This is a genomic window from Erwinia pyri (assembly GCF_030758455.1).
In the GTDB taxonomy this organism is placed as follows: Bacteria; Pseudomonadota; Gammaproteobacteria; order Enterobacterales; family Enterobacteriaceae; genus Erwinia; species Erwinia pyri.
Map to the genome: position 1 here is coordinate 3749158 of NZ_CP132353.1, position 19363 is coordinate 3768520.

At 56.5% G+C, this 19363-nt stretch carries 14 protein-coding genes and 1 riboswitch; of the genes, 9 read left to right on the forward strand and 5 right to left on the reverse strand.

Annotation, left to right across the window (positions count from 1 at the left end; all coding sequences use genetic code 11):
- Nucleotides 1-432: 432 nt before the first annotated feature.
- The 3 genes from cra to ilvI all read right to left on the reverse strand — a co-directional run bounded on the left by cra (nucleotide 433) and on the right by ilvI (nucleotide 3855).
- Nucleotides 433-1443, reverse strand: coding sequence for a catabolite repressor/activator (cra, locus tag Q3V30_RS17800; protein ID WP_306208008.1), 1011 nt, complete (start codon nucleotides 1441-1443; stop codon nucleotides 433-435).
- A 193-nt stretch (nucleotides 1444-1636) separates the two neighbouring features.
- The gene (ilvN, locus tag Q3V30_RS17805) at nucleotides 1637-2128 is read right to left on the reverse strand and encodes an acetolactate synthase small subunit (protein WP_306208010.1); all 492 of its coding nucleotides are present in this window, start codon (nucleotides 2126-2128) and stop codon (nucleotides 1637-1639) included.
- A 2-nt stretch (nucleotides 2129-2130) separates the two neighbouring features.
- Entirely contained in the window at nucleotides 2131-3855 is a 1725-nt protein-coding gene (gene ilvI / locus Q3V30_RS17810; RefSeq protein WP_306208012.1) for an acetolactate synthase 3 large subunit, read from the reverse strand.
- A 904-nt stretch (nucleotides 3856-4759) separates the two neighbouring features.
- Between ilvI and leuA the strand changes: the two genes are divergently transcribed.
- Genes leuA through leuD form a run of 4 tightly spaced genes read left to right on the forward strand, consistent with a single transcriptional unit; the run spans nucleotide 4760 to nucleotide 9434 of the window.
- On the forward strand, nucleotides 4760-6328 hold the full coding sequence (leuA, locus tag Q3V30_RS17815; RefSeq protein WP_306208014.1) for a 2-isopropylmalate synthase: 1569 nt from the start codon (nucleotides 4760-4762) through the stop codon (nucleotides 6326-6328).
- Nucleotides 6329-6330: 2 nt separating this feature from the next.
- On the forward strand, nucleotides 6331-7419 hold the full coding sequence (leuB, locus tag Q3V30_RS17820; RefSeq protein WP_306208016.1) for a 3-isopropylmalate dehydrogenase: 1089 nt from the start codon (nucleotides 6331-6333) through the stop codon (nucleotides 7417-7419).
- A gap of 2 nt (nucleotides 7420-7421) precedes the next feature.
- Nucleotides 7422-8819 carry a 3-isopropylmalate dehydratase large subunit gene (gene leuC, locus Q3V30_RS17825; protein ID WP_306208018.1) on the forward strand — a complete coding sequence of 466 codons (1398 nt, stop codon included), beginning with the start codon at nucleotides 7422-7424 and terminating at the stop codon, nucleotides 8817-8819.
- Nucleotides 8820-8828: 9 nt separating this feature from the next.
- On the forward strand, nucleotides 8829-9434 hold the full coding sequence (leuD, locus tag Q3V30_RS17830) for a 3-isopropylmalate dehydratase small subunit (protein WP_306208020.1): 606 nt from the start codon (nucleotides 8829-8831) through the stop codon (nucleotides 9432-9434).
- A gap of 40 nt (nucleotides 9435-9474) precedes the next feature.
- Here the strand turns inward: leuD and Q3V30_RS17835 are convergent, their stop codons facing one another.
- The gene (locus tag Q3V30_RS17835) at nucleotides 9475-10653 is read right to left on the reverse strand and encodes a sugar efflux transporter (protein WP_306208022.1); all 1179 of its coding nucleotides are present in this window, start codon (nucleotides 10651-10653) and stop codon (nucleotides 9475-9477) included.
- Nucleotides 10654-10906: 253 nt separating this feature from the next.
- Between Q3V30_RS17835 and sgrR the strand changes: the two genes are divergently transcribed.
- The 4 genes from sgrR (at nucleotide 10907) to thiQ (ending at nucleotide 16006) form a co-directional block, all read left to right on the forward strand.
- The gene (gene sgrR / locus Q3V30_RS17840; protein ID WP_306208024.1) at nucleotides 10907-12568 is read left to right on the forward strand and encodes an HTH-type transcriptional regulator SgrR; all 1662 of its coding nucleotides are present in this window, start codon (nucleotides 10907-10909) and stop codon (nucleotides 12566-12568) included.
- Between the two features lie 35 nt (nucleotides 12569-12603).
- Nucleotides 12604-12710, forward strand: a riboswitch (TPP riboswitch).
- Nucleotides 12711-12751: 41 nt separating this feature from the next.
- Nucleotides 12752-13735 carry a thiamine ABC transporter substrate binding subunit gene (thiB, locus tag Q3V30_RS17845; protein ID WP_306208026.1) on the forward strand — a complete coding sequence of 328 codons (984 nt, stop codon included), beginning with the start codon at nucleotides 12752-12754 and terminating at the stop codon, nucleotides 13733-13735.
- Entirely contained in the window at nucleotides 13711-15321 is a 1611-nt protein-coding gene (gene thiP, locus Q3V30_RS17850; RefSeq protein WP_306208028.1) for a thiamine/thiamine pyrophosphate ABC transporter permease ThiP, read from the forward strand. The genes thiB and thiP overlap by 25 nt, the downstream gene beginning before the upstream one ends.
- On the forward strand, nucleotides 15305-16006 hold the full coding sequence (gene thiQ, locus Q3V30_RS17855) for a thiamine ABC transporter ATP-binding protein ThiQ (protein ID WP_306208030.1): 702 nt from the start codon (nucleotides 15305-15307) through the stop codon (nucleotides 16004-16006). The genes thiP and thiQ overlap by 17 nt, the downstream gene beginning before the upstream one ends.
- A 25-nt stretch (nucleotides 16007-16031) precedes the next feature.
- On the opposite strand, the gene Q3V30_RS17860 is transcribed toward thiQ, so the two are convergent.
- On the reverse strand, nucleotides 16032-16799 hold the full coding sequence (locus Q3V30_RS17860; RefSeq protein WP_306213243.1) for a DedA family protein: 768 nt from the start codon (nucleotides 16797-16799) through the stop codon (nucleotides 16032-16034).
- Between the two features lie 163 nt (nucleotides 16800-16962).
- On the opposite strand from Q3V30_RS17860, the gene polB reads away from it, so the two are divergent.
- Nucleotides 16963-19323: a DNA polymerase II gene (gene polB / locus Q3V30_RS17865; RefSeq protein WP_306208032.1), complete on the forward strand. Its 2361-nt coding sequence runs from the start codon at nucleotides 16963-16965 to the stop codon at nucleotides 19321-19323.
- Nucleotides 19324-19363 lie beyond the last annotated feature (40 nt).

Below are 19363 nucleotides of genomic sequence, written 5' to 3' on the forward strand. Positions count from 1 at the left end.
TTATTTCTTTAGCCGTTAAAATGAGGGAGGAGTTAAAAAGAATGGGATTTCGTAAAGAATTCAAAAATAAACTAATGAATAGTGGCAGGAATTTTTGCGCAAAAATGAGTTTGTTCAAAAATATGCCACCGCTGCACTTTCAGGCCTGGGCCTGTAGCGCTGCGACGTGGGCGGCATTTTAGGGTATTTCCTAAGGTAAGCCTACCCTCTTCACGCCGCGCCTGCGCTTAAGCCGCGCTGATTGTCCTGAATTTTTAATAATTGCACGGATTTAGATAAAGACAATCAGGCAGGCTTGTTGCCTTTACTTTTATTTACGTGAAAAAGTGAGAATGAAAAGTACAAAAACTATTAAAGGGAAAAATTTCATCACTGGCGAGAAGTTAATTGAAATGAAAAAAAGGCAGCGGGCTGCCTTTTTATGTAGAAATGTTAACTAACCTTGCGGCTTAACCGTCCGCGACGATAAAGATTACGGCGAATGCGCGTTAATCCCGGCTTCGGTTTACGCGGCTCATCCAGGCTTGCCAGCACTAACTCCAGCACCCGTTCAGCTACATCCCGGTGACGCTGGCCCACCGCAAGCACAGGACAATCAAGGAAATCCAGCAGCTCATGATCGCCGAAAGTGGCGATGGCTAAATCGCTGGGCAGGCGCCCTTCACGCTTAAGCGTGACGTCCATTACGCCCTGCAGCAGACCAAAGGAGGTGGTGAAGAGCGCATCGGGCATCTCATGGGTTTCCAGCCATTTTTCAAACAGCGCCGCGGCAGCTGTGCGTTCGAAGCTGTTAGCGTAGATATAATCGATGGTTCGCTCATCCCCTTTCCACGCCTCCCGGAAGCCCATCTCGCGCAGAAAACTGACAGAAAGCTCCGGTAAAGCGCCCATAAAGAGCACGGAATTTACCGGCTGCTTACGCAATTCAGCTGCCAGCATCTCCGCATCATCCTGATCGGCCCCTACTACGCTGGTGAAGTGTTCACGATCCAGCGCACGGTCCAGCGCAACAATCGGTAAGGGATCGTTAACCCAGCGCTGATAGAAAGGGTGTTCAGGCGGTAACGAGGTTGAGACAATAATGGCATCGACCTGCCGCTGAAGCAGGTGCTCTACGCAGCGCATTTCGTTATCAGGCTGATCTTCAGAACAGGCAATCAGCAGCTGATAGCCACGCTGGCGAGCCTGTCGCTCCAGATAGTTAGCGATACGTGTATAGCTGGTATTCTCCAAATCGGGAATAACCAGTCCTATTGAACGGGTCCGTCCTGCACGAAGGCCTGCCGCCACCGCATTGGGGTGGTAATTATGCTCACGCACCACCGCCATAACTTTCTCGACAGTTTTGTCGCTGACACGATACTGCTTGGCTTTGCCATTGATAACATAGCTGGCCGTCGTGCGCGACACACCGGCCAGGCGCGCAATTTCATCCAGTTTCACAATATCCCCACGCTTACGCCAGAATGGCGCAGAAAATAGCCGCGTCGCGGCTATGGATAAGACATTTGTTACATCTAACAGCAGAATAGTTTAGCGAGCAACCGCTTTTGCTTCTGCGACAGCTTTCAGACAAAAATAAAAAACCCAGCATTACGCTGGGTTAGCAGAAAGCAAAGCGATACCGTGGCCGCTTTTACCGCATGATACGGTCGCCGCGGGAAACGCCAACGATGCCGGAACGGGCAACTTCGACAATTTCCGCCACTTCACGAACGGTGTTCAGAAACGCATCCAGCTTGTCGCTGGTACCGGCAAGCTGAACCGTATAAAGCGAGGGGGTGACATCAACGATTTGCCCGCGGAAGATTTCGGCGCTGCGTTTCACCTCTTCACGGCCGTAGCCGGTTGCCTGGATTTTCACCAGCATTACTTCACGCTCCACGTAAGCGCCCTGGCCCAGTTCGGTAACGCGCAGAACGTCCACCAGCTTGTGCAGCTGCTTTTCGATCTGCTCCAGCACTTTCGCATCGCCTACCGTCTGGATAGTCATGCGCGAGAGCGTGGGATCGTCAGTGGGGGCCACGGTCAGGCTCTCAATGTTGTAGCCACGCTGAGAGAAGAGCCCTACCACGCGGGACAATGCGCCAGATTCGTTTTCCAGCAGTACTGATAAAACACGACGCATAATTAAGTCCTCTCCGTTTTGCTAAGCCACATTTCGTCCATTCCCCCACCGCGGATCTGCATCGGGTAAACGTGTTCCGTCCCGTCGACGTTGACGTCCACGAAGACCAGTCGTCCTTTGCCCAACGCTTCCAGCGCCTGGGTCAGTTTTGCCTCAAGCTCTTCGGGATGAGTGATGCCAATGCCGACATGGCCGTAGGCTTCCGCCAGCTTCACAAAATCGGGCAGCGACTCCATATAAGACTGAGAGTGACGGCCTGAGTAGATCATATCCTGCCACTGTTTCACCATGCCCAGGAAGCGGTTGTTCAGGCTCAGCACCAGAACCGGCAGGCCGTACTGCAGCGCCGTCGACAGCTCCTGAATGTTCATCTGGATACTGCCGTCACCAGTCACGCAGACCACGGTCTCTTCAGGCAGCGCCAGCTTCACGCCCAGCGCAGCAGGCAGGCCGAAGCCCATCGTGCCGAGGCCGCCTGAGTTGATCCAGCGACGCGGCTTATCAAACGGATAATAGAGCGCGGCGAACATCTGATGCTGGCCCACGTCCGAGGTCACATACGCCTCGCCTTTGGTCAGCCGCCAGATAGTTTCAATCACCGCCTGAGGCTTGATTTTCTCGCTCCCGCGATCGAACTCCAGGCAGTGACGCGAACGCCACTGGTCGATGCTCTGCCACCAGTCGCGAAGGCTGTCGAAATCCTGCTCTTTATCGCTCTGCCCTAACAGCTCGATCATCTGCGTCAGAACCTGTTTCGCATCGCCGACGATCGGCACATCTGCCGCCACCGTTTTGGAGATAGAAGTCGGATCGATATCGATATGCAGCACCGTGGCGTTCGGGCAATATTTGGCTAAATTATTGGTGGTACGATCGTCAAAACGCACGCCCACGGCAAAAATCACGTCGGCGTTATGCATGGTCATGTTGGCTTCATAGGTGCCGTGCATGCCGAGCATCCCCACGCACTGGCGATGAGTTCCCGGGAAAGCGCCAAGCCCCATCAGTGAACAGGCCACGGGCAGATTCAGCGTTTCCGCTATCTGACGCAGTTCGCCATGACACTCCGCATTAATCACGCCGCCGCCCGCATAGATAACCGGTTTCTTTGCAGCAAGCAGCGTTTGTAAAGCGCGCTTGATCTGGCCCTTGTGCCCCTGAGTCGTGGGGTTATAAGAGCGCATGCTCACTTCATCTGGCCAGGCGTAAGGCAGTTTATTGGCCGGATTCATCATATCTTTCGGCAGATCGATAACTACCGGTCCCGGGCGTCCGCTGGCGGCGAGCCAGAACGCTTTCTTCATAATGGTGGGAATATCTTCCGCCTGCTTCACCATAAAGCTGTGCTTCACCACCGGGCGGGAGATGCCGACCATGTCGCACTCCTGAAAGGCGTCATAACCAATCAATGAAGAGGGAACCTGCCCGGAGAGCACCACCAGCGGAATAGAGTCCATATAGGCGGTAGCGATACCGGTAATGGCGTTGGTTGCGCCCGGGCCGGAGGTGACCAGCACCACCCCGACGTCGCCGGTAGCACGGGCATAGCCGTCCGCCATATGCACTGCGCCCTGCTCGTGACGGACCAGCACATGATCAATTCCGCCTACGGTTTGCAGCGCATCATAGATATCAAGTACTGCCCCGCCGGGGTAGCCGAATACATGCTTAACGCCCTGATCGATTAACGATCGGACGACCATCTCGGCTCCTGACAACATCTCCATTTTTGCCTCCAGGCTTTAAGGTGGTGATTTATCCGCTCAGCTCCTGAAAATGGAGAACGAGGGCGAATAAGGTCAAAACCTGTGTTTATGCAAAGACGCTGGAAATCATTTCCAGCGTCCGGGTACAGGGTGAATCCCTGGCTATTTTTATGCGTTGATGAAATACCATAACCGTAGAAAAGTTAGCAGGCAAACGCCTGACGCCCGCTTTTACTGAATATCTTCATCGCAAGGCACTGCTGCTTAGCGGGAGTTGTCGACAATTACACTGAACAAAGGGCGAAAGAAAAGCGGTTTCTTCTGGTAAGGAATTCTTTTGCAGTGCGATCGTTTTGTTATTACTGCGGCCCGCGCGCTAATTCAAGTTGACCTGTTCAAACATCGCCGCTTATTTAGCTTTATCTGCTGAGATGAATAATTTTCTAAAGATAATTATCTGAACGCAGCGTGATTACCCTGCTGATTTACCCATAAGTTTTTCCTATGCAACCTATTGATTAAAAAGTTATTCCTCTGAATCTGATTCCTCTTCCGCCCTCTTTAAAGCGCTGCAGATAAAAGCGAAGCCGGCCCCTCTTCCTTTTTGTTCTGCCTTTAGCCGCAGCGCCAGAATAATTTTCCCGCCCCTTTTCAGGCTGAACGATTTTAACCTTACAGCTCAGGTTGACATCGCCCCCGCAAATCAAGTATCAATAAGGGAACAGCAAATTAATGAGGTCTGATTCAATGATTCGTACCGCTCGCCTACTCGGTCTACTACTAAACGCATCTCCATTGCGCGGTAGACTTGTGGGCGAAGAAATGAATCACTGATTCAGGCTTGCAAAACTAAAGAACCCGCGCCAATGCGCGGGTTTTTTTATGCTCGTTTTATGGCGAGGCAAACACGACAAGGAATATGCATATGAGCCAACAAGTTATTATTTTCGATACCACGCTGCGTGATGGCGAACAGGCCTTACAGGCCAGCCTGAGTGTGAAAGAGAAACTGCAAATAGCGCTGGCGCTGGAACGTATGGGCGTTGACGTGATGGAAGTGGGCTTCCCTATCTCTTCCCCTGGTGATTTTGAATCCGTGCAGACCATTGCCCGTCAGGTAAAAAACAGTCGTGTTTGCGCCCTGGCCCGCTGCGTAGAAAAAGATATTGATGCGGCCTATGAAGCCCTGCGCGTTGCCGAGGCTTACCGCATCCACACTTTCCTGGCGACCTCGCCGATGCATATCGCTACCAAGCTGCGCAGCACTCTGCCGGAAGTGATTGAGCGCGCAGTGACGATGGTGAAACGCGCCCGCAACTACACCAACGACGTAGAGTTCTCCTGCGAAGATGGCGGCCGTACGCCAATTGATGATCTGTGCCGCGTGGTGGAAGCCGCGATTAATGCCGGTGCGACCACCATCAACATCCCGGATACCGTGGGTTACACCCTGCCGGAAGAGTACAGCAACATCTTTACCCAGCTGCGCAACCGCGTGCCTAACATCGATAAAGCGATTCTCTCCGTGCATACCCATGATGATTTAGGCATGGCAACCGGTAATGCCGTCGCAGCCATTCAGGCTGGTGCGCGCCAGGTGGAAGGCACCATCAACGGCCTGGGCGAGCGTGCCGGTAACTGTGCGCTGGAAGAGGTGATCATGGCGATTAAAACCCGCAGCCAGTTGATGAACCTGCAAACCCGCATCAACCATCATGAGATCTACCGCACCAGCCAGATGGTCAGCCAGATTTGTAATATGCCTATCCCGGCCAATAAAGCCGTGGTCGGCACCGGCGCTTTCGCCCACTCCTCTGGTATCCACCAGGATGGCGTGCTGAAAAACCGCGAAAACTACGAAATCATGACGCCGGAATCGATCGGCCTGAATAAAATCCAGCTGAACCTGACTTCACGCTCTGGCCGCGCCGCCGTGAAACACCGCATGGATGAGATGGGCTACAAAGAGAATGATTACAACCTGGACAACCTGTATGACGCCTTCCTGAAGCTGGCTGACAAAAAAGGCCAGGTGTTTGACTACGACCTGGAAGCGCTGGCATTTATCAACAAGCAGAACGAAGAGCCGGAATATTTCCGCCTGGATTACTTCAGCGTGCAGTCTGGCTCAAGCGTCATGGCTACAGCCTCGGTAAAACTGGCCTGCGGTGATGAGGTGAAATCAGAAGCGGCTACCGGCAACGGTCCGGTTGATGCGGTTTACCAGGCGGTGAATCGTATTACGGAATTTGATGCGGAACTGGTTTCCTACCAGCTCACGGCTAAAGGCCAGGGCAAAGACGCGCTGGGTCAGGTGGATATCGTGGTGAAATACAACGGCCGCAAATTCCACGGCGTCGGTTTAGCTACGGATATCGTGGAATCTTCCGCCAAAGCGATGATTAATGCCCTGAACAACATCTGGCGTGCCCGCCAGGTTGAGCAGGAACTGCAGCGCAAAGCGCAAACCAACGACCAAAAGGAAGCGGTGTAATCATGTCAGGGACTTACCATATTGCAGTACTGCCGGGTGACGGTATCGGCCCGGAAGTGATGGCTCAGGCCAGCAAAGTGCTGGATGCGGTGCGTGAGCGCTTCAACATGCGCATCACCACCAGCGAATATGACGTAGGCGGCATCGCCATTGACCGCCACGGCGAGCCGCTGCCGCCCGCAACGGTGGCGGGCTGTGAGCAGGCCGATGCGATCCTGTTTGGTTCTGTAGGTGGCCCGAAGTGGGAACACCTGCCGCCTGCTGAGCAGCCTGAACGAGGCGCCCTGCTGCCGCTGCGTAAGCATTTCAAGCTGTTCAGCAACCTGCGGCCCGCCAGCCTGCATCAGGGCCTGGAGGCTTACTGCCCGCTGCGTGCGGATATCGCGGCTAAAGGGTTTGATATCCTGGTGGTGCGTGAACTTACTGGCGGCATCTATTTCGGTCAGCCGAAAGGCCGTGAAGGCAGCGGTCCGCACGAACGCGCCTTTGATACCGAAGTCTATCACCGTTTTGAGATTGAGCGCATCGCCCGCATCGCTTTTGCCTCCGCGCGTAAACGCCGCAACAAAGTGACCTCAATCGATAAAGCCAACGTGCTGCAGTCTTCTATTCTGTGGCGGCAGATTGTTAATGAAGTGGCGAAGGATTATCCGGATGTTGAGCTGAGCCATATGTACATCGATAACGCCACCATGCAGTTGATCAAAGAGCCTTCACAGTTTGACGTGATGCTCTGTTCTAACCTGTTTGGCGACATCCTTTCCGATGAGTGTGCGATGATCACCGGTTCAATGGGCATGCTCCCTTCTGCCAGCCTGAACGAGCAGGGCTTTGGTCTGTTTGAGCCTGCAGGCGGTTCAGCGCCGGACATCGCCGGAAAAAATATCGCCAACCCGATTGCCCAGATCCTGTCGCTGGCGCTGCTGCTGCGCTTCAGCCTGAATGCCGCTGAGGCCGCCGATGCCGTTGAGCAAGCCATCAGCCGCGCGCTGGCGGAAGGTCACCGTACCGGAGATTTAGCCGGTGGCGGCGCCTCGGTCAGCACCGGGGAAATGGGTTCGATTATCGCCCGATTCATTCGCGAAGCCTGACTATGAAAACATTATACGAGAAACTGTTTGATGCCCATGCAGTGGTAGAGACGCCCGGTGAAACGCCGCTGCTCTACATTGACCGGCATCTGGTGCATGAAGTGACCTCGGCACAGGCTTTTGACGGCCTGCGGGCGCATCATCGCCCGGTGCGTCAGCCCGCCAAAACCTTTGCGACGATGGATCACAACGTTTCCACCCAGACGCGGGATATCAATGCCAGCGGCGAGATGGCGCGTATTCAGATGTCGATGCTGATCAAAAACTGTGAAGAGTTCGGCGTCCGGCTCTATGACCTCAAGCACCCTTTCCAGGGCATTGTGCATGTCATTGGCCCTGAACAGGGCCTGTCACTGCCGGGCATGACCATCGTTTGTGGCGATTCCCATACTTCCACGCACGGCGCTTTCGGCGCGCTGGCCTTTGGTATCGGCACGTCGGAAGTTGAGCATGTGCTGGCGACGCAGACGCTGAAGCAGTCCCGTGCGAAGACCATGAAAATAGAAGTGGTTGGGCAAACGGCCCCGGGCATCACCGCCAAAGATATCGCGCTGGCAATTATCGGTAAAACCGGCAGCGGCGGCGGCAACGGCCACGTGGTGGAATTTTGCGGCCCGGCGGTGGAAGCGCTCAGCATGGAAGGCCGCATGACATTGTGCAACATGGCGATTGAGCTGGGTGCCAAAGCGGGCCTGGTTGGGCCCGATGAGACGACCTTCAACTATGTGAAAGGTCGCCAGTTTGCGCCGAAAGGTGCGGAGTGGGATGCAGCCGTAGCCTACTGGCGCACGCTGAAAACCGACAGCGACGCGCGTTTTGATAAAGTGGTGACGCTGGATGCCGCCGATATTGCCCCGCAGGTGACCTGGGGCACCAATCCGGGTCAGGTTATCGCCGTCGATGCGCTTATCCCCGATCCCGCTTCTTTCCAGGATCCGACCGAGCGTGCTTCTGCTGAAAAAGCGCTGGCCTATATGGATCTCAAGCCGGGCATCAAAATGACCGACGTCAGGATCGATAAAGTGTTTATAGGATCCTGTACTAATTCACGGATCGAAGATCTGCGTGCCGCCGCGCTGGTAGTGAAAGGCCATAAGATTGCGGCAGGCGTTCAGGCCTATGTGGTGCCTGGCTCAGGGCCGGTGAAAGCGCAGGCGGAAGCGGAAGGACTGGATAAAATCTTCCTCGACGCGGGATTTGAATGGCGCCTGCCCGGCTGCTCTATGTGTCTGGCGATGAACAATGACCGGCTGAATCCGGGAGAGCGCTGCGCCTCTACCAGCAACCGCAATTTCGAAGGTCGTCAGGGCCGCGGTGGGCGGACGCATTTGCTGAGCCCGGCAATGGCCGCCGCGGCTGCGGTCGCCGGCCACTTCGCTGACATTCGCGAATTACGCTAAGGAATCTCTATGGCAAAGAAATTTACCCGGCATACCGGCATCGTGGTGCCGATGGATGCGGCAAACGTCGATACCGACGCCATTATCCCCAAGCAATTTTTGCAGATGGTGACGCGTACCGGTTTTGGCCGCAATCTGTTTTACGACTGGCGCTATAGCGATGCCGAAGGCCAGATCCCCAATCCCGATTTCGTGCTGAACAAACCCGCTTTTCAGGGCGCCAGCATCATGCTGACCCGTGAAAACTTCGGCTGCGGATCCTCCCGCGAGCATGCACCCTGGGCGCTGACCGATTATGGTATTCAGGCGATTATCGGCAGCGATTTTGCCGATATCTTCGGCAATAACTCGTTTAATAACCAGCTGTTGCTGGTGACATTAAGCGAAGAGGAGGTTGAGGAGTTATTCCAACTGGTCGCCAGCCAGCCCGGCGTAAGCATTACCGTTGATCTTGAACAGCAGGAGGTGATCGCCGGTGAAAAGCATTACCCCTTCACCATCGATGCCTTCCGCCGCCACTGCCTGATCAACGGGCTGGATAACATCGGCCTGACGCTGCAGCATGATGCTGACATTACGGCATACGAGCAGAAGCAACCCGTGTTCTTACGCTAGGGCCTTAATGAGGAGTGTCTGATACAGGGTCAGCCACTCCTCAGACATCCTTCACCTTTGCCGACATCACCAGCGCGCCGAGTGCAAGCACCAGCGCTGCCCAGTAGACCGAATAGTGCCCAAACGTCTCCGCCAGCGCGCCCTGCAGCAGTCCGGCAAGGATCACGCCAGTAGAAATGCTGTTGGTAAACAGCGTGGTCGCCGCGCCTGGCCTGCCAGGCATCAAATCCTGAAAATAGAGCATGCCAATGCCGGCCACAATGCCAATAAAGATGGCGTTGAAAATCTGCAAAGCCATCAGCGCAGCACGCGACTGGAACAGCACCAGTCCCAGATAAAATAGCGCGCCAGCCGCCACGGCAAACAGCATCATTTTTCGTTTGCCAAAACGTTTTACATAGTGACCCGCCAGCAGCATGGCGGGAATTTCCAGCCCCGCCGCTACGCCCATCAGCAACCCCGCCAGCCGGTCAGGCATGCCCAGTACGCTGCTGATATAGAGCGGCATATCAATGATATACATGGTGTTGCAGGTCCACATCAGCAGCGAGGCCAGAAACAGCAGCCGCACATCCCGGTTCTTCCATGCGCTGATTTGCGTAATCACCACTTCCGGCGGCTGTTCCACGCGTGGCACCGAAGGCAGTGCAAACCAGATCAGCGCGATACAGACCACAAACAGGCCTGCGGCGATGGTAAACATGGTGGTAAAGCCGTAATTGAGCGCCAGCGCAAAGGAGAGCGGCGGGCCAATAACCCAGGCCAGCGAGAGCTGCGCACGCATCACCGAGCTGAACATCACCACTTCCCTTGCGGAGCTGTCGGCATACTCACGCGCCAGCGCAAAAATTTGTGGCATCGACACGCTGGCCAGCGCAGAGAGCAGCACGCCGAACGTGATCAGCGTCAGATAGTCCCGGCTGAAGGCAAACAGCAGCGCATTGCCTATCGCCATTACGCAGCAAAACAGGATCAGCATACGGCGATCGCCGCGGTTGTCCGACCGCTTCGCCAGCAGAATACTTACCGCAATGCCGGCTATCGCATTCACGGTGTAGAACAGCCCGACCCAGAATGGCCGCACCGCAACTTCACGCGTGAGGAACAGGCTCAGGGTGGGTGCCTGCAGCGCACCCGCCACCCCGACCATAAACGAGACGGCCATAAAAGCCAGATAAACAGGATTAATACGACGGCGACGCGTAAGCAGCAATTTCATGCCGGGTCCTTCAGGAAGATTAAGCCGCCCCAGCTGAGGCGACAAACAGCAAGCATAGAAGAAAACATGAACCCACGAAAAAAGCCAGCCGGGGTAGCCGCGGCTGGCAGGTGAAACTGCACCTTACTCAGAATGATAAGTGGATGTCAGAGCGCCATTCCGGGGAATGCCTCCCGCTCTTTCATCTTCAGCCAGTATGATCTTAATATAGGGCAAGAAAAACAGACTGAATTTTTTCAAAGGTTCCCCTTTTATGTCCTCTGCCCGTCTGCAACAACAGTTTATCCGGCTCTGGCAAAGCTGCGAAGGCGAGTCTCAGGAGACAACGCTTAACGATCTCGCTCTACAGTTAAACTGTTCGCGGCGGCATATGCGCAATCTTCTTAACGCTATGGAGGCGGAAGGCTGGCTGGCGTGGCACTCCGTCGCGGGCCGCGGCAAGCGTTCAACGCTCCGCTTTTTCTGTACCGGCTTGGCTCTGCAGCAGCAGCGGGCCGAGGCGCTGCTGGAAAACGATCTTATTGACCAGCTGGTGCCGCTGGTCGGCGATAAAAAAGCGGTGAGAAGCATGCTGCTCTCCCATCTTGGCCGCAGTTTTCGTCAGGGAAAGCATATTCTCCGCGTGCTCTATTATCGTTCGCTGCTTAATCTGGCACCCGGCAAGCCGTTACGCCGTTCAGAGACGCACCTCGCCCGACAGATCTTCAGCAGCCTGACCCGTATAAATGAGGAAAATGGGGAAATCGAACCCGATATCGCCCACCACTGGCAGCAGATCACGCCGCTGCACTGGCGCTTTTACCTGCGCCCCGCTATCCATTTTCATCATGGTCGTGAACTGGAAACGGACGATATCATCGCTACGCTGGTGCGTTTAAAACCGCAGCCGCTCTTTTCTCATTTCGATACGATTACCTCTTCAGCGCCCTGGACACTGGATATCACTCTTAACCAGCCCGACGGCTGGCTGCCCTGGCTGCTGGGCAGCGTCAGCGCCATGATCCTGCCGAGAGAGTGGCAATCCCTGCCAGACTTCGCCCGACAGCCGATCGGCACCGGCCCCTATGCCGTGGTGCGCAATCAGCCCTCCCAGCTCAGGATCCAGGCTTTTGATGACTATTTCGGTTTCCGCGCGCTGATTGATGAGGTCAATATCTGGGTCTTACCGGAAATCAGTGAAGAGCTGGTCTATTCCGGCGTGAAGCTGGAAGGCAGCAGCCTGGAAGAGAAATCGGAAGAGAGCCGTCTGGAAGAGGGATGTTATTTTTTGCTGTTTGACCAGCGCTCACCCCTGGGCCGGGATGAAGAGGTGCGCCGCTGGGTCAGCATGCTCTTCAACCCTATCGCCCTGTTGAACCAGGCGGGGCCGGGCTACCAGCGCTACTGGTTTCCTGCCTGGGGACTGCTGCCGCGCTGGCATCATCGGCGGGAGGTGAAGACCCCAGCCAAACCCGCCGGGCTGACTACGCTGACCCTGACCTGGTATAACGACCATGTTGAGCATCAGGGCATCGCCAATGCATTGCGCCCCCTGCTGGCGGAACAGGGCGTGGAGCTGATCGCTCAACAGGTGGATTATGACATCTGGCACCGCGGCGAAGCGGAGAGCGATATCTGGCTGGGCAGCGCCAACTTCACGCTGCCGCTGGAGTTTTCCCTGTTTGCGCTGCTGTATGAAATTCCGCTGGTTCATCACTGCGTGACGCTGGACTGGCAGCAGGATGCCAGGCGCTGGCGTGAGCAGAAGCTGCCGCTGGCGGAGTGGAGTCAGCAGCTTATTAATACCTGGACTCTGCATCCGCTGTTTCATCACTGGCTGCTGCTGGAGGGCCAGCGCAGCATGCGCGGCGTCAGGATGAATACGCTTGGCTGGTTTGACTTCAAATCTGCCTGGTTCGCGCCGCCGGAATCATGAGGCTTTCGCTAAAGCCGGTAAATCACTAGAATGAACCGTTCTCAACGGGGTGCGTTAGCGGTGTTTCATCGCCAGCGCTGAGAAAAACCCGTCGAACCTGATCCGGATAATGCCGGCGTAGGGATTTGAGAGTGTGTTACCTACTCAGATCCTTTGCGACCTCTCACCTTCAAGGAACGCAAAGTGTTAAAAAAAGTACTGCCCCTGCTGCTGCTCAGCGCCCCGGTTTTCGCGGCGAAACCTGTTTTAACCGTCTACACCTATGACTCCTTCTCTGCCGACTGGGGTCCCGGTCCCGCCATTAAAAAAGCCTTTGAAGCCAACTGCGGCTGCGAACTGAAATATGTTGCGCTGGAGGATGGCGTGTCGCTGCTGAACCGTCTGCGGATGGAAGGCAAAAACAGTAAAGCGGATGTGGTGCTGGGCCTGGATAACAATCTGCTGGATGCCGCTGAGAAAACGGGTCTGTTTGCACAAAGCCAGGTGGATACCAGCCAGACAACGCTGCCTGGCGGCTGGCATGATAAAACCTTTGTGCCCTATGACTATGGCTGGTTCGCCTTCGTCTATGACAAAACCAAGCTGCAAAATCCGCCCAAAAGCCTGAAGGAGCTGGTCGAGACCGATCGCCCGCTCAAGGTGATTTACGAAGATCCCCGCACCAGTACGCCAGGGCTGGGGCTGCTGCTGTGGATGCAGAAAGTCTTTGGCGACCAGACGCCGGAAGCCTGGCAGAAGCTGGCGAAGAAAACGGTCACCGTGACCAAAGGGTGGAGCGAAGCCTACGGCCTGTTCCTTAAAGGGGAAGGTGATATGGTGCTGAGCTACACCACCTCTCCCGCTTACCATCTGATCGAAGAGAAAAAAGAGCAGTATGCGGCGGCTAACTTCAGTGAAGGGCACTATCTGCAGGTCGAGGTAGCCGGAAAGCTCAAGGCCAGTAAGCAGCCTGAACTGGCGCAGAAGTTCATGAAATTTATGCTGGAAAAGCCGTTCCAGCAGAGCATTCCAACCGGCAACTGGATGTATCCGGTGGTAAAAAGCACGCTGCCTGTCGGGTTTGATACGTTAACTGTGCCCGCCACCTCGCTACAGTACACGCCGCAAGAAGTCGCCAGCCAGCGCAGCCAATGGATCAATGCATGGCAACGCGCCGTCAGCCGCTGATAGCTGGCTGGCTGGTGCCCGGTACGCTGGCAGCCTTGCTGCTGGTCGCCGTGGCCCTGCTGGCCTTTGCTGCGCTCTGGGCCAGCGCGCCGGAAATCGATCCGGCTCAACTCTGGCAGGATGACTACCTCTGGCACGTGCTGCGCTTCTCTTTCTGGCAGGCTTTCCTTTCCGCCATGCTGGCGGTTGGGCCTGCCATTCCCCTTGCGCGGGCGCTCTACCGACGGCGTTTTCCCGGCAGAGAAACGCTGCTGCGACTTTGCGCAATGACGCTGGTGCTGCCGGTGCTGGTGGCCGTCTTTGGTCTGCTCAGCGTTTACGGGCGTACCGGCTGGCTTGCGGGGCTCTGCTCGTTACTGGGCATCCAGTACACCTTTACCCCTTATGGCCTGCAAGGCATTCTGCTGGCGCACGTGTTTTTTAATCTGCCTCTGGCTACCCGCCTGCTTTTGCAGGCGCTGGAGCAGATCCCCGCCGAGCAGCGGCAGCTGGCGGCGCAGTTAGGCCTGCGGGGCTGGAACCATTTCAGCGTGGTGGAGTGGCCCTGGCTGCGGCGGCAGATGCTGCCTGCGGGCGCGCTGATCTTTATGCTTTGCTTTGCCAGTTTTGCTACCGTGCTGTCGCTGGGCGGCGGCCCCAAAGCCACCACTATTGAGCTGGCTATCTTCCAGGCGCTGAATTTTGATTACGATCCCGGCCGGGCCGCACTGCTGGCGCTGATCCAGATGGTTTGCTGTCTGGGCCTGGTGATGCTGAGCCAGTGGCTGAGTAAAGTGCTGCCTTCGGGTACCGCCAGCCTCAGCGGCTGGCGAAATCCTGAAGACAGCCTGCCGGCAAAAGTGTGGGACGTGCTGCTTATCGCCTGCGCGCTGATTTTACTGCTTCCTCCCCTGCTCGCCGTGATTGCCGACGGCGTAAATCAGGGGCTTCCTGCCGTGTTAGAGCAACCCGCGCTCTGGCAGGCAACATTGACCTCTTTACGCATTGCGCTGGGTGCTGGCCTGCTCTGTGTGATCCTCACAGTGATGCTGCTGTGGAGCAGCCGCGAGCTCAGGCTCCGTCAGCGCCCCGTCTCTGCCCACGCCCTTGAGCTCAGCGGCATGCTGATCCTGGCGATGCCGGGTATCGTGCTGGCCACCGGCTTTTTCCTGCTGCTCAATACCACCGCAGGCCTGCCGGACTCTGCGGACGGCATCGTGATCTTCACTAATGCGCTGATGGCCATTCCCTACGCCATGAAGGTGATGGAAAACCCGCTGCGCGATCTGGCCGAACGCTATAACCGCCTCTGCCTTTCGCTGGATATTCGCGGCCTGAACCGCCTCAGGCTGATTGAAGTCAGAGCCCTGAAGCGCCCGCTCGCTCAGGCGCTGGCGTTTGCCTGCGTGCTGTCGATTGGGGATTTTGGCGTGGTCGCGCTGTTCGGCAATGAGGGCTTTCGCACGCTGCCATTTTACCTTTATCAGCAGATGGGCTCCTACCGTACCCAGGATGGCGCAGTCACGGCGCTGCTGCTGCTGCTGCTCTGTTTCCTTCTCTTTACCCTGATTGAAAAACTGCCGGGACGCCATGCTGACGCTGACTAATCTGACTTATCTCTACAACCATCTGCCGATGCGTTTTTCCCTGAGTATGCAGGCCGGAGAGAGGCTGGCGATTCTGGGGCCCAGCGGCGCCGGGAAAAGCACACTGCTCAGTCTGATAGCGGGTTTTTTGCAGATTAACAGCGGCGAGCTGCGGCTTAGTGGCGAAGATCACAGCCATACGCCCCCCGCCCGTCGCCCGGTATCCATGCTTTTTCAGGAGAACAATCTGTTTCCCCATCTGACGGTGGCGCAGAATATTGGCCTGGGCTTACATCCCGGCCTGAAGCTGAGTCAGGCTCATAAGCAGACTTTGCAGCAGATTGCGCAGCGCGTTGGGTTGGAAACCTATCTGCAGCGCCTTCCGGGCCAGCTTTCCGGTGGTCAGCGGCAGCGTGCTGCCCTGGCCCGCTGTCTGGTGCGTCAGCAGCCGATCCTGCTGCTGGACGAGCCTTTTTCTGCCCTGGATCCTGCTCTGCGCAAGGAGATGCTGCAGCTGGTGGATGAAGTGTGCCGGGAGCGGCAAATCACGCTGTTGATGGTCTCGCACAGCATTGAAGACGCCGCGCGCATTGCGCCGCGCAGCGTGCTGATTGTTGACGGACGGGTTTACTGGGATGGCAGCACCGAAATGCTGCTGAAAGGCGAAGTCGCTGAGGCGGAAGTATTGGGCATCAGCCTGCGCTGAAAGTTACGTCGCCCATAAGCCACCCTTAATGCCCGATAAAGACCTGCCACAACAGCTGGCGGAAAACCGGCATCATCGGATGGAATTGCAGGGCGACAAGGCTTGCCAGGGCGGCCACTATCATCAGCGGCGCCAGCCAGCGCAGACGGCTTGGCGGCAGGTAAGCTGTCGCCCAGTCGCTCTGTTTTCTGGCCCGCAACCAGCGCCAGCCAAGCCAGCCGCCCAGCCATACCAGCAGCGCTACCGCCAGCAGGATCCATTTGAACAGGCTGCTGCTGGCCCCTTTCGGCACATCAATCGCCACGCCAGCCAGAATGCCCGGCAACAGATAGAGCGGCGGCCAGAGCAGGCAGCCAATGATGTTTGGCGGGATAAACTTCTTGACCGGCAGCTCCAGCATTCCCGCTACCAGCGGGATCAGGGGGCGTGTCGGCCCCACAAAACGCCCGACAATAATGGTAAACATACTGTGCTGATGCAGCGCGTGTTCGGTTTTATCCATCAGCCCCTGGTGCTTTTTGATAAAGGACCAGCGGTGCAGCGGACCCTTGAACTGCCAGCCAATCAGATAGGAGATCCAGTCCCCTACCAGACAGCCGATCGTCCCTGCCAGCCAGGCGGGATAGAGGCCAATCTGTCCGCTGCCAATCAGCGCACCGAAAGAGGCCATCAGAACGGTGCCGGGCAGCAGCAGGCCGACCAGCGCCAGCGACTCCAGAAAGGTGATCAGCCCAACGGCCATCAGCGACCAGGCCAGCGATTGCGTGATTAAATGTTCCAGCCAGGCTTCCATACTTTCCATATTCTCTTTCTGTTTGAGGTCGGATTGTCCTGAGCCACCCCCGATCCGTCAAGGTCTGAATTGTATGGAATACTGACAGAGCCGTTGCCGGTCACGAGAACTGTATAAATAAACATGCTATTATTGCTTATTGATTCAGCAAACGGGCTTTCAGGTGAACGACGCACGCGCAGGCTTTCTGCTTACCCGCCACTGGCGGGATACCCCTTCCGGTACTGAGGTGGTGCTGTGGCTGGCAACGGACCAGGGCCCGCAAAGAGTGGTGCTGCCGCCGCAGGAATCGGTGGCGTTTATCCCGCAGGCGTATCAACAGCAGGCTGAAGCGCTGCTGCAACAGGAGCGCCAGATTCGTTTTGCGCCGCTGACCCTGAAAGATTTTCGCCAGCGTCCCGTCGTGGGGCTTTATTGCCGTCAATACCGGCAGCTGCTTAAGCTGGAAAAGCTGCTGCGTGAAAACGGCATCATGGTGTACGAAGCTGATATCCGCCCGCCGGATCGCTTTTTAATGGAGCGGTTTATTACCGCGCCTGTCTGGTTCAGCGGTCAGAAGGCGGGTAACAGCCTGATTAATACCCGCCTCAAGCCTAACCCTGACTATCGCCCGCCGCTGAAGTGGGTTTCGCTGGACATAGAAACGACCCGCCACGGCGAGCTTTACTGCATCGGGCTTGAGGGGTGCGGACAGCGCATCGTCTATATGCTGGGGCCTGAAAACGGCGATGCCAGCAGGCTGGATTTTACGCTGGAGTATCTCTCCAGCCGCCCGCAGCTGCTGGAAAAACTCAACGCCTGGTTTGCACAGCACGACCCGGACGTGCTGATTGGCTGGAACGTGGTGCAGTTTGACCTGCGCGTGTTGCAAAAGCATGCCGATCGTTACGGCGTTCCGCTAAAATTAGGCCGTAATAATGAAGCGCTGGAGTGGCGGGAGCACGGTTTCAAACCCGGCGTATTTTTCGCTCAGGCCACCGGCAGGCTGATCGTTGACGGCATCGACGCGCTGAAATCCGCCTTCTGGAACTTTGACTCTTTCAGCCTGGAAGCCGTCTCGCGCGAGCTGCTGGGCGAAGGCAAAGCGATCAATAATCCCTGGGACAGAATGCAGGAGATCGATCAGCGCTTTGCCGAAGACAAGCCTGCGCTGGCCCACTACAACCTGAAGGATTGCGAGCTGGTTACGCGCATCTTTGAGAAAACGCAGATCATGCCTTTCCTGCTGGAGCGCGCCACGGTGAACGGGCTGGCGGTGGATCGTCACGGCGGCTCGGTGGCGGCCTTCAGCCATCTCTATCTTCCCCGTATGCACCGCGCAGGCTTCGTGGCGCCGGGCATGGGAGAAGTGGCGCCGGAGGCGAGCCCCGGCGGCTACGTGATGGATTCACGGCCTGGCCTGTATGATTCGGTCCTGGTGCTGGATTACAAAAGCCTTTATCCCGCTATTATTCGCACCTTCCTGATCGATCCCGTCGGCCTGGTGGAAGGTCTGGCGCATCCTGATGAAAAGGATTCCGTTGCCGGCTTCCGCGAAGCGCGCTTTTCCCGTACCACTCACTGCCTGCCGGAAATGGTAAACCAGATCTGGCAAGGGCGGGAAGCGGCCAAAAAAGAGGGTAACCAGCCCCTCTCGCAGGCGCTGAAAATCATTATGAATGCCTTTTACGGCGTGCTGGGCACCAGCGCCTGCCGCTTTTTCGATCCCCGGCTGGCTTCCTCTATTACTCTGCGCGGGCACGAGATCATGCGGCAAACCCGGGAGCTGGTAGAAGCAGAAGGTTTTGATGTGATTTATGGTGATACCGACTCAACCTTTGTCTGGCTGAAATCCCCACACGATCACCAGTCGGCTGCGGCAATTGGTCAGCAGTTAATCACTAAGGTGAATGCCTGGTGGCGTGACCATCTGCAGCAGACGCTTGGGCTGGAAAGCGCACTGGAGCTGGAGTTTGAAACGCATTTCAGCCGCTTCCTGATGCCGACCATTCGCGGGGCAGAACAGGGCAGCAAAAAGCGCTACGCCGGGATGATCCGGGAAGGGGAAACGGAGCGAATGGTGTTTAAGGGGCTGGAGACGGTGCGCACCGACTGGACACCGCTGGCGCAGCATTTCCAGCAGGAGCTCTACCGCCGCATATTTAAGAAACAGCCCTATCAGGATTACATTCTTGAAACCGTGCGGCAGCTGCTGGACGGCGAGCTGGATGACCAGCTGATCTACCGTAAGAGGCTGCGCCGTCCGCTGGATGACTACCAGCGCAACGTTCCGCCCCACGTGCGCGCGGCCAGAATCGCCGACGAGCAAAATCAGAAGCTGGGCCGCCCTTTGCAGTATCAAAAAGGCGGGAAAATTCGCTACGTGATGGCAACTTCGGGTCCGGAACCGCTGGAAGCAAGGAGCACCCCGCTCGACTATGATCACTACCTCACAAAGCAGCTTCAGCCGGTGGCCGAGGGGATACTTCCTTTCCTTGAAGATGACTTTGCTACACTGGTAACAGGTCAGTTGGGGCTTTTTTGACAGGTGACGAACGCGCCACCTTCCAGTACCATAGCGCCCT

Bases quoted from the DNA above. Each gene is read 5' to 3' on its own strand.
- ilvN (WP_306208010.1), bottom strand. From the start codon at position 2,128: ATGCGTCGTGTTTTATCAGTACTGCTGGAAAACGAATCTGGCGCATTG.
- ilvI (WP_306208012.1), bottom strand. From the start codon at position 3,855: ATGGAGATGTTGTCAGGAGCCGAGATGGTCGTCCGATCGTTAATCGAT.
- leuA (WP_306208014.1), top strand. From the start codon at position 4,760: ATGAGCCAACAAGTTATTATTTTCGATACCACGCTGCGTGATGGCGAA.
- leuB (WP_306208016.1), top strand. From the start codon at position 6,331: ATGTCAGGGACTTACCATATTGCAGTACTGCCGGGTGACGGTATCGGC.
- leuC (WP_306208018.1), top strand. From the start codon at position 7,422: ATGAAAACATTATACGAGAAACTGTTTGATGCCCATGCAGTGGTAGAG.
- leuD (WP_306208020.1), top strand. From the start codon at position 8,829: ATGGCAAAGAAATTTACCCGGCATACCGGCATCGTGGTGCCGATGGAT.
- Q3V30_RS17835 (WP_306208022.1), bottom strand. From the start codon at position 10,653: ATGAAATTGCTGCTTACGCGTCGCCGTCGTATTAATCCTGTTTATCTG.
- sgrR (WP_306208024.1), top strand. From the start codon at position 10,907: ATGTCCTCTGCCCGTCTGCAACAACAGTTTATCCGGCTCTGGCAAAGC.
- thiP (WP_306208028.1), top strand. From the start codon at position 13,711: ATGGCAACGCGCCGTCAGCCGCTGATAGCTGGCTGGCTGGTGCCCGGT.
- thiQ (WP_306208030.1), top strand. From the start codon at position 15,305: ATGCTGACGCTGACTAATCTGACTTATCTCTACAACCATCTGCCGATG.
- Q3V30_RS17860 (WP_306213243.1), bottom strand. From the start codon at position 16,799: ATGGAAGCCTGGCTGGAACATTTAATCACGCAATCGCTGGCCTGGTCG.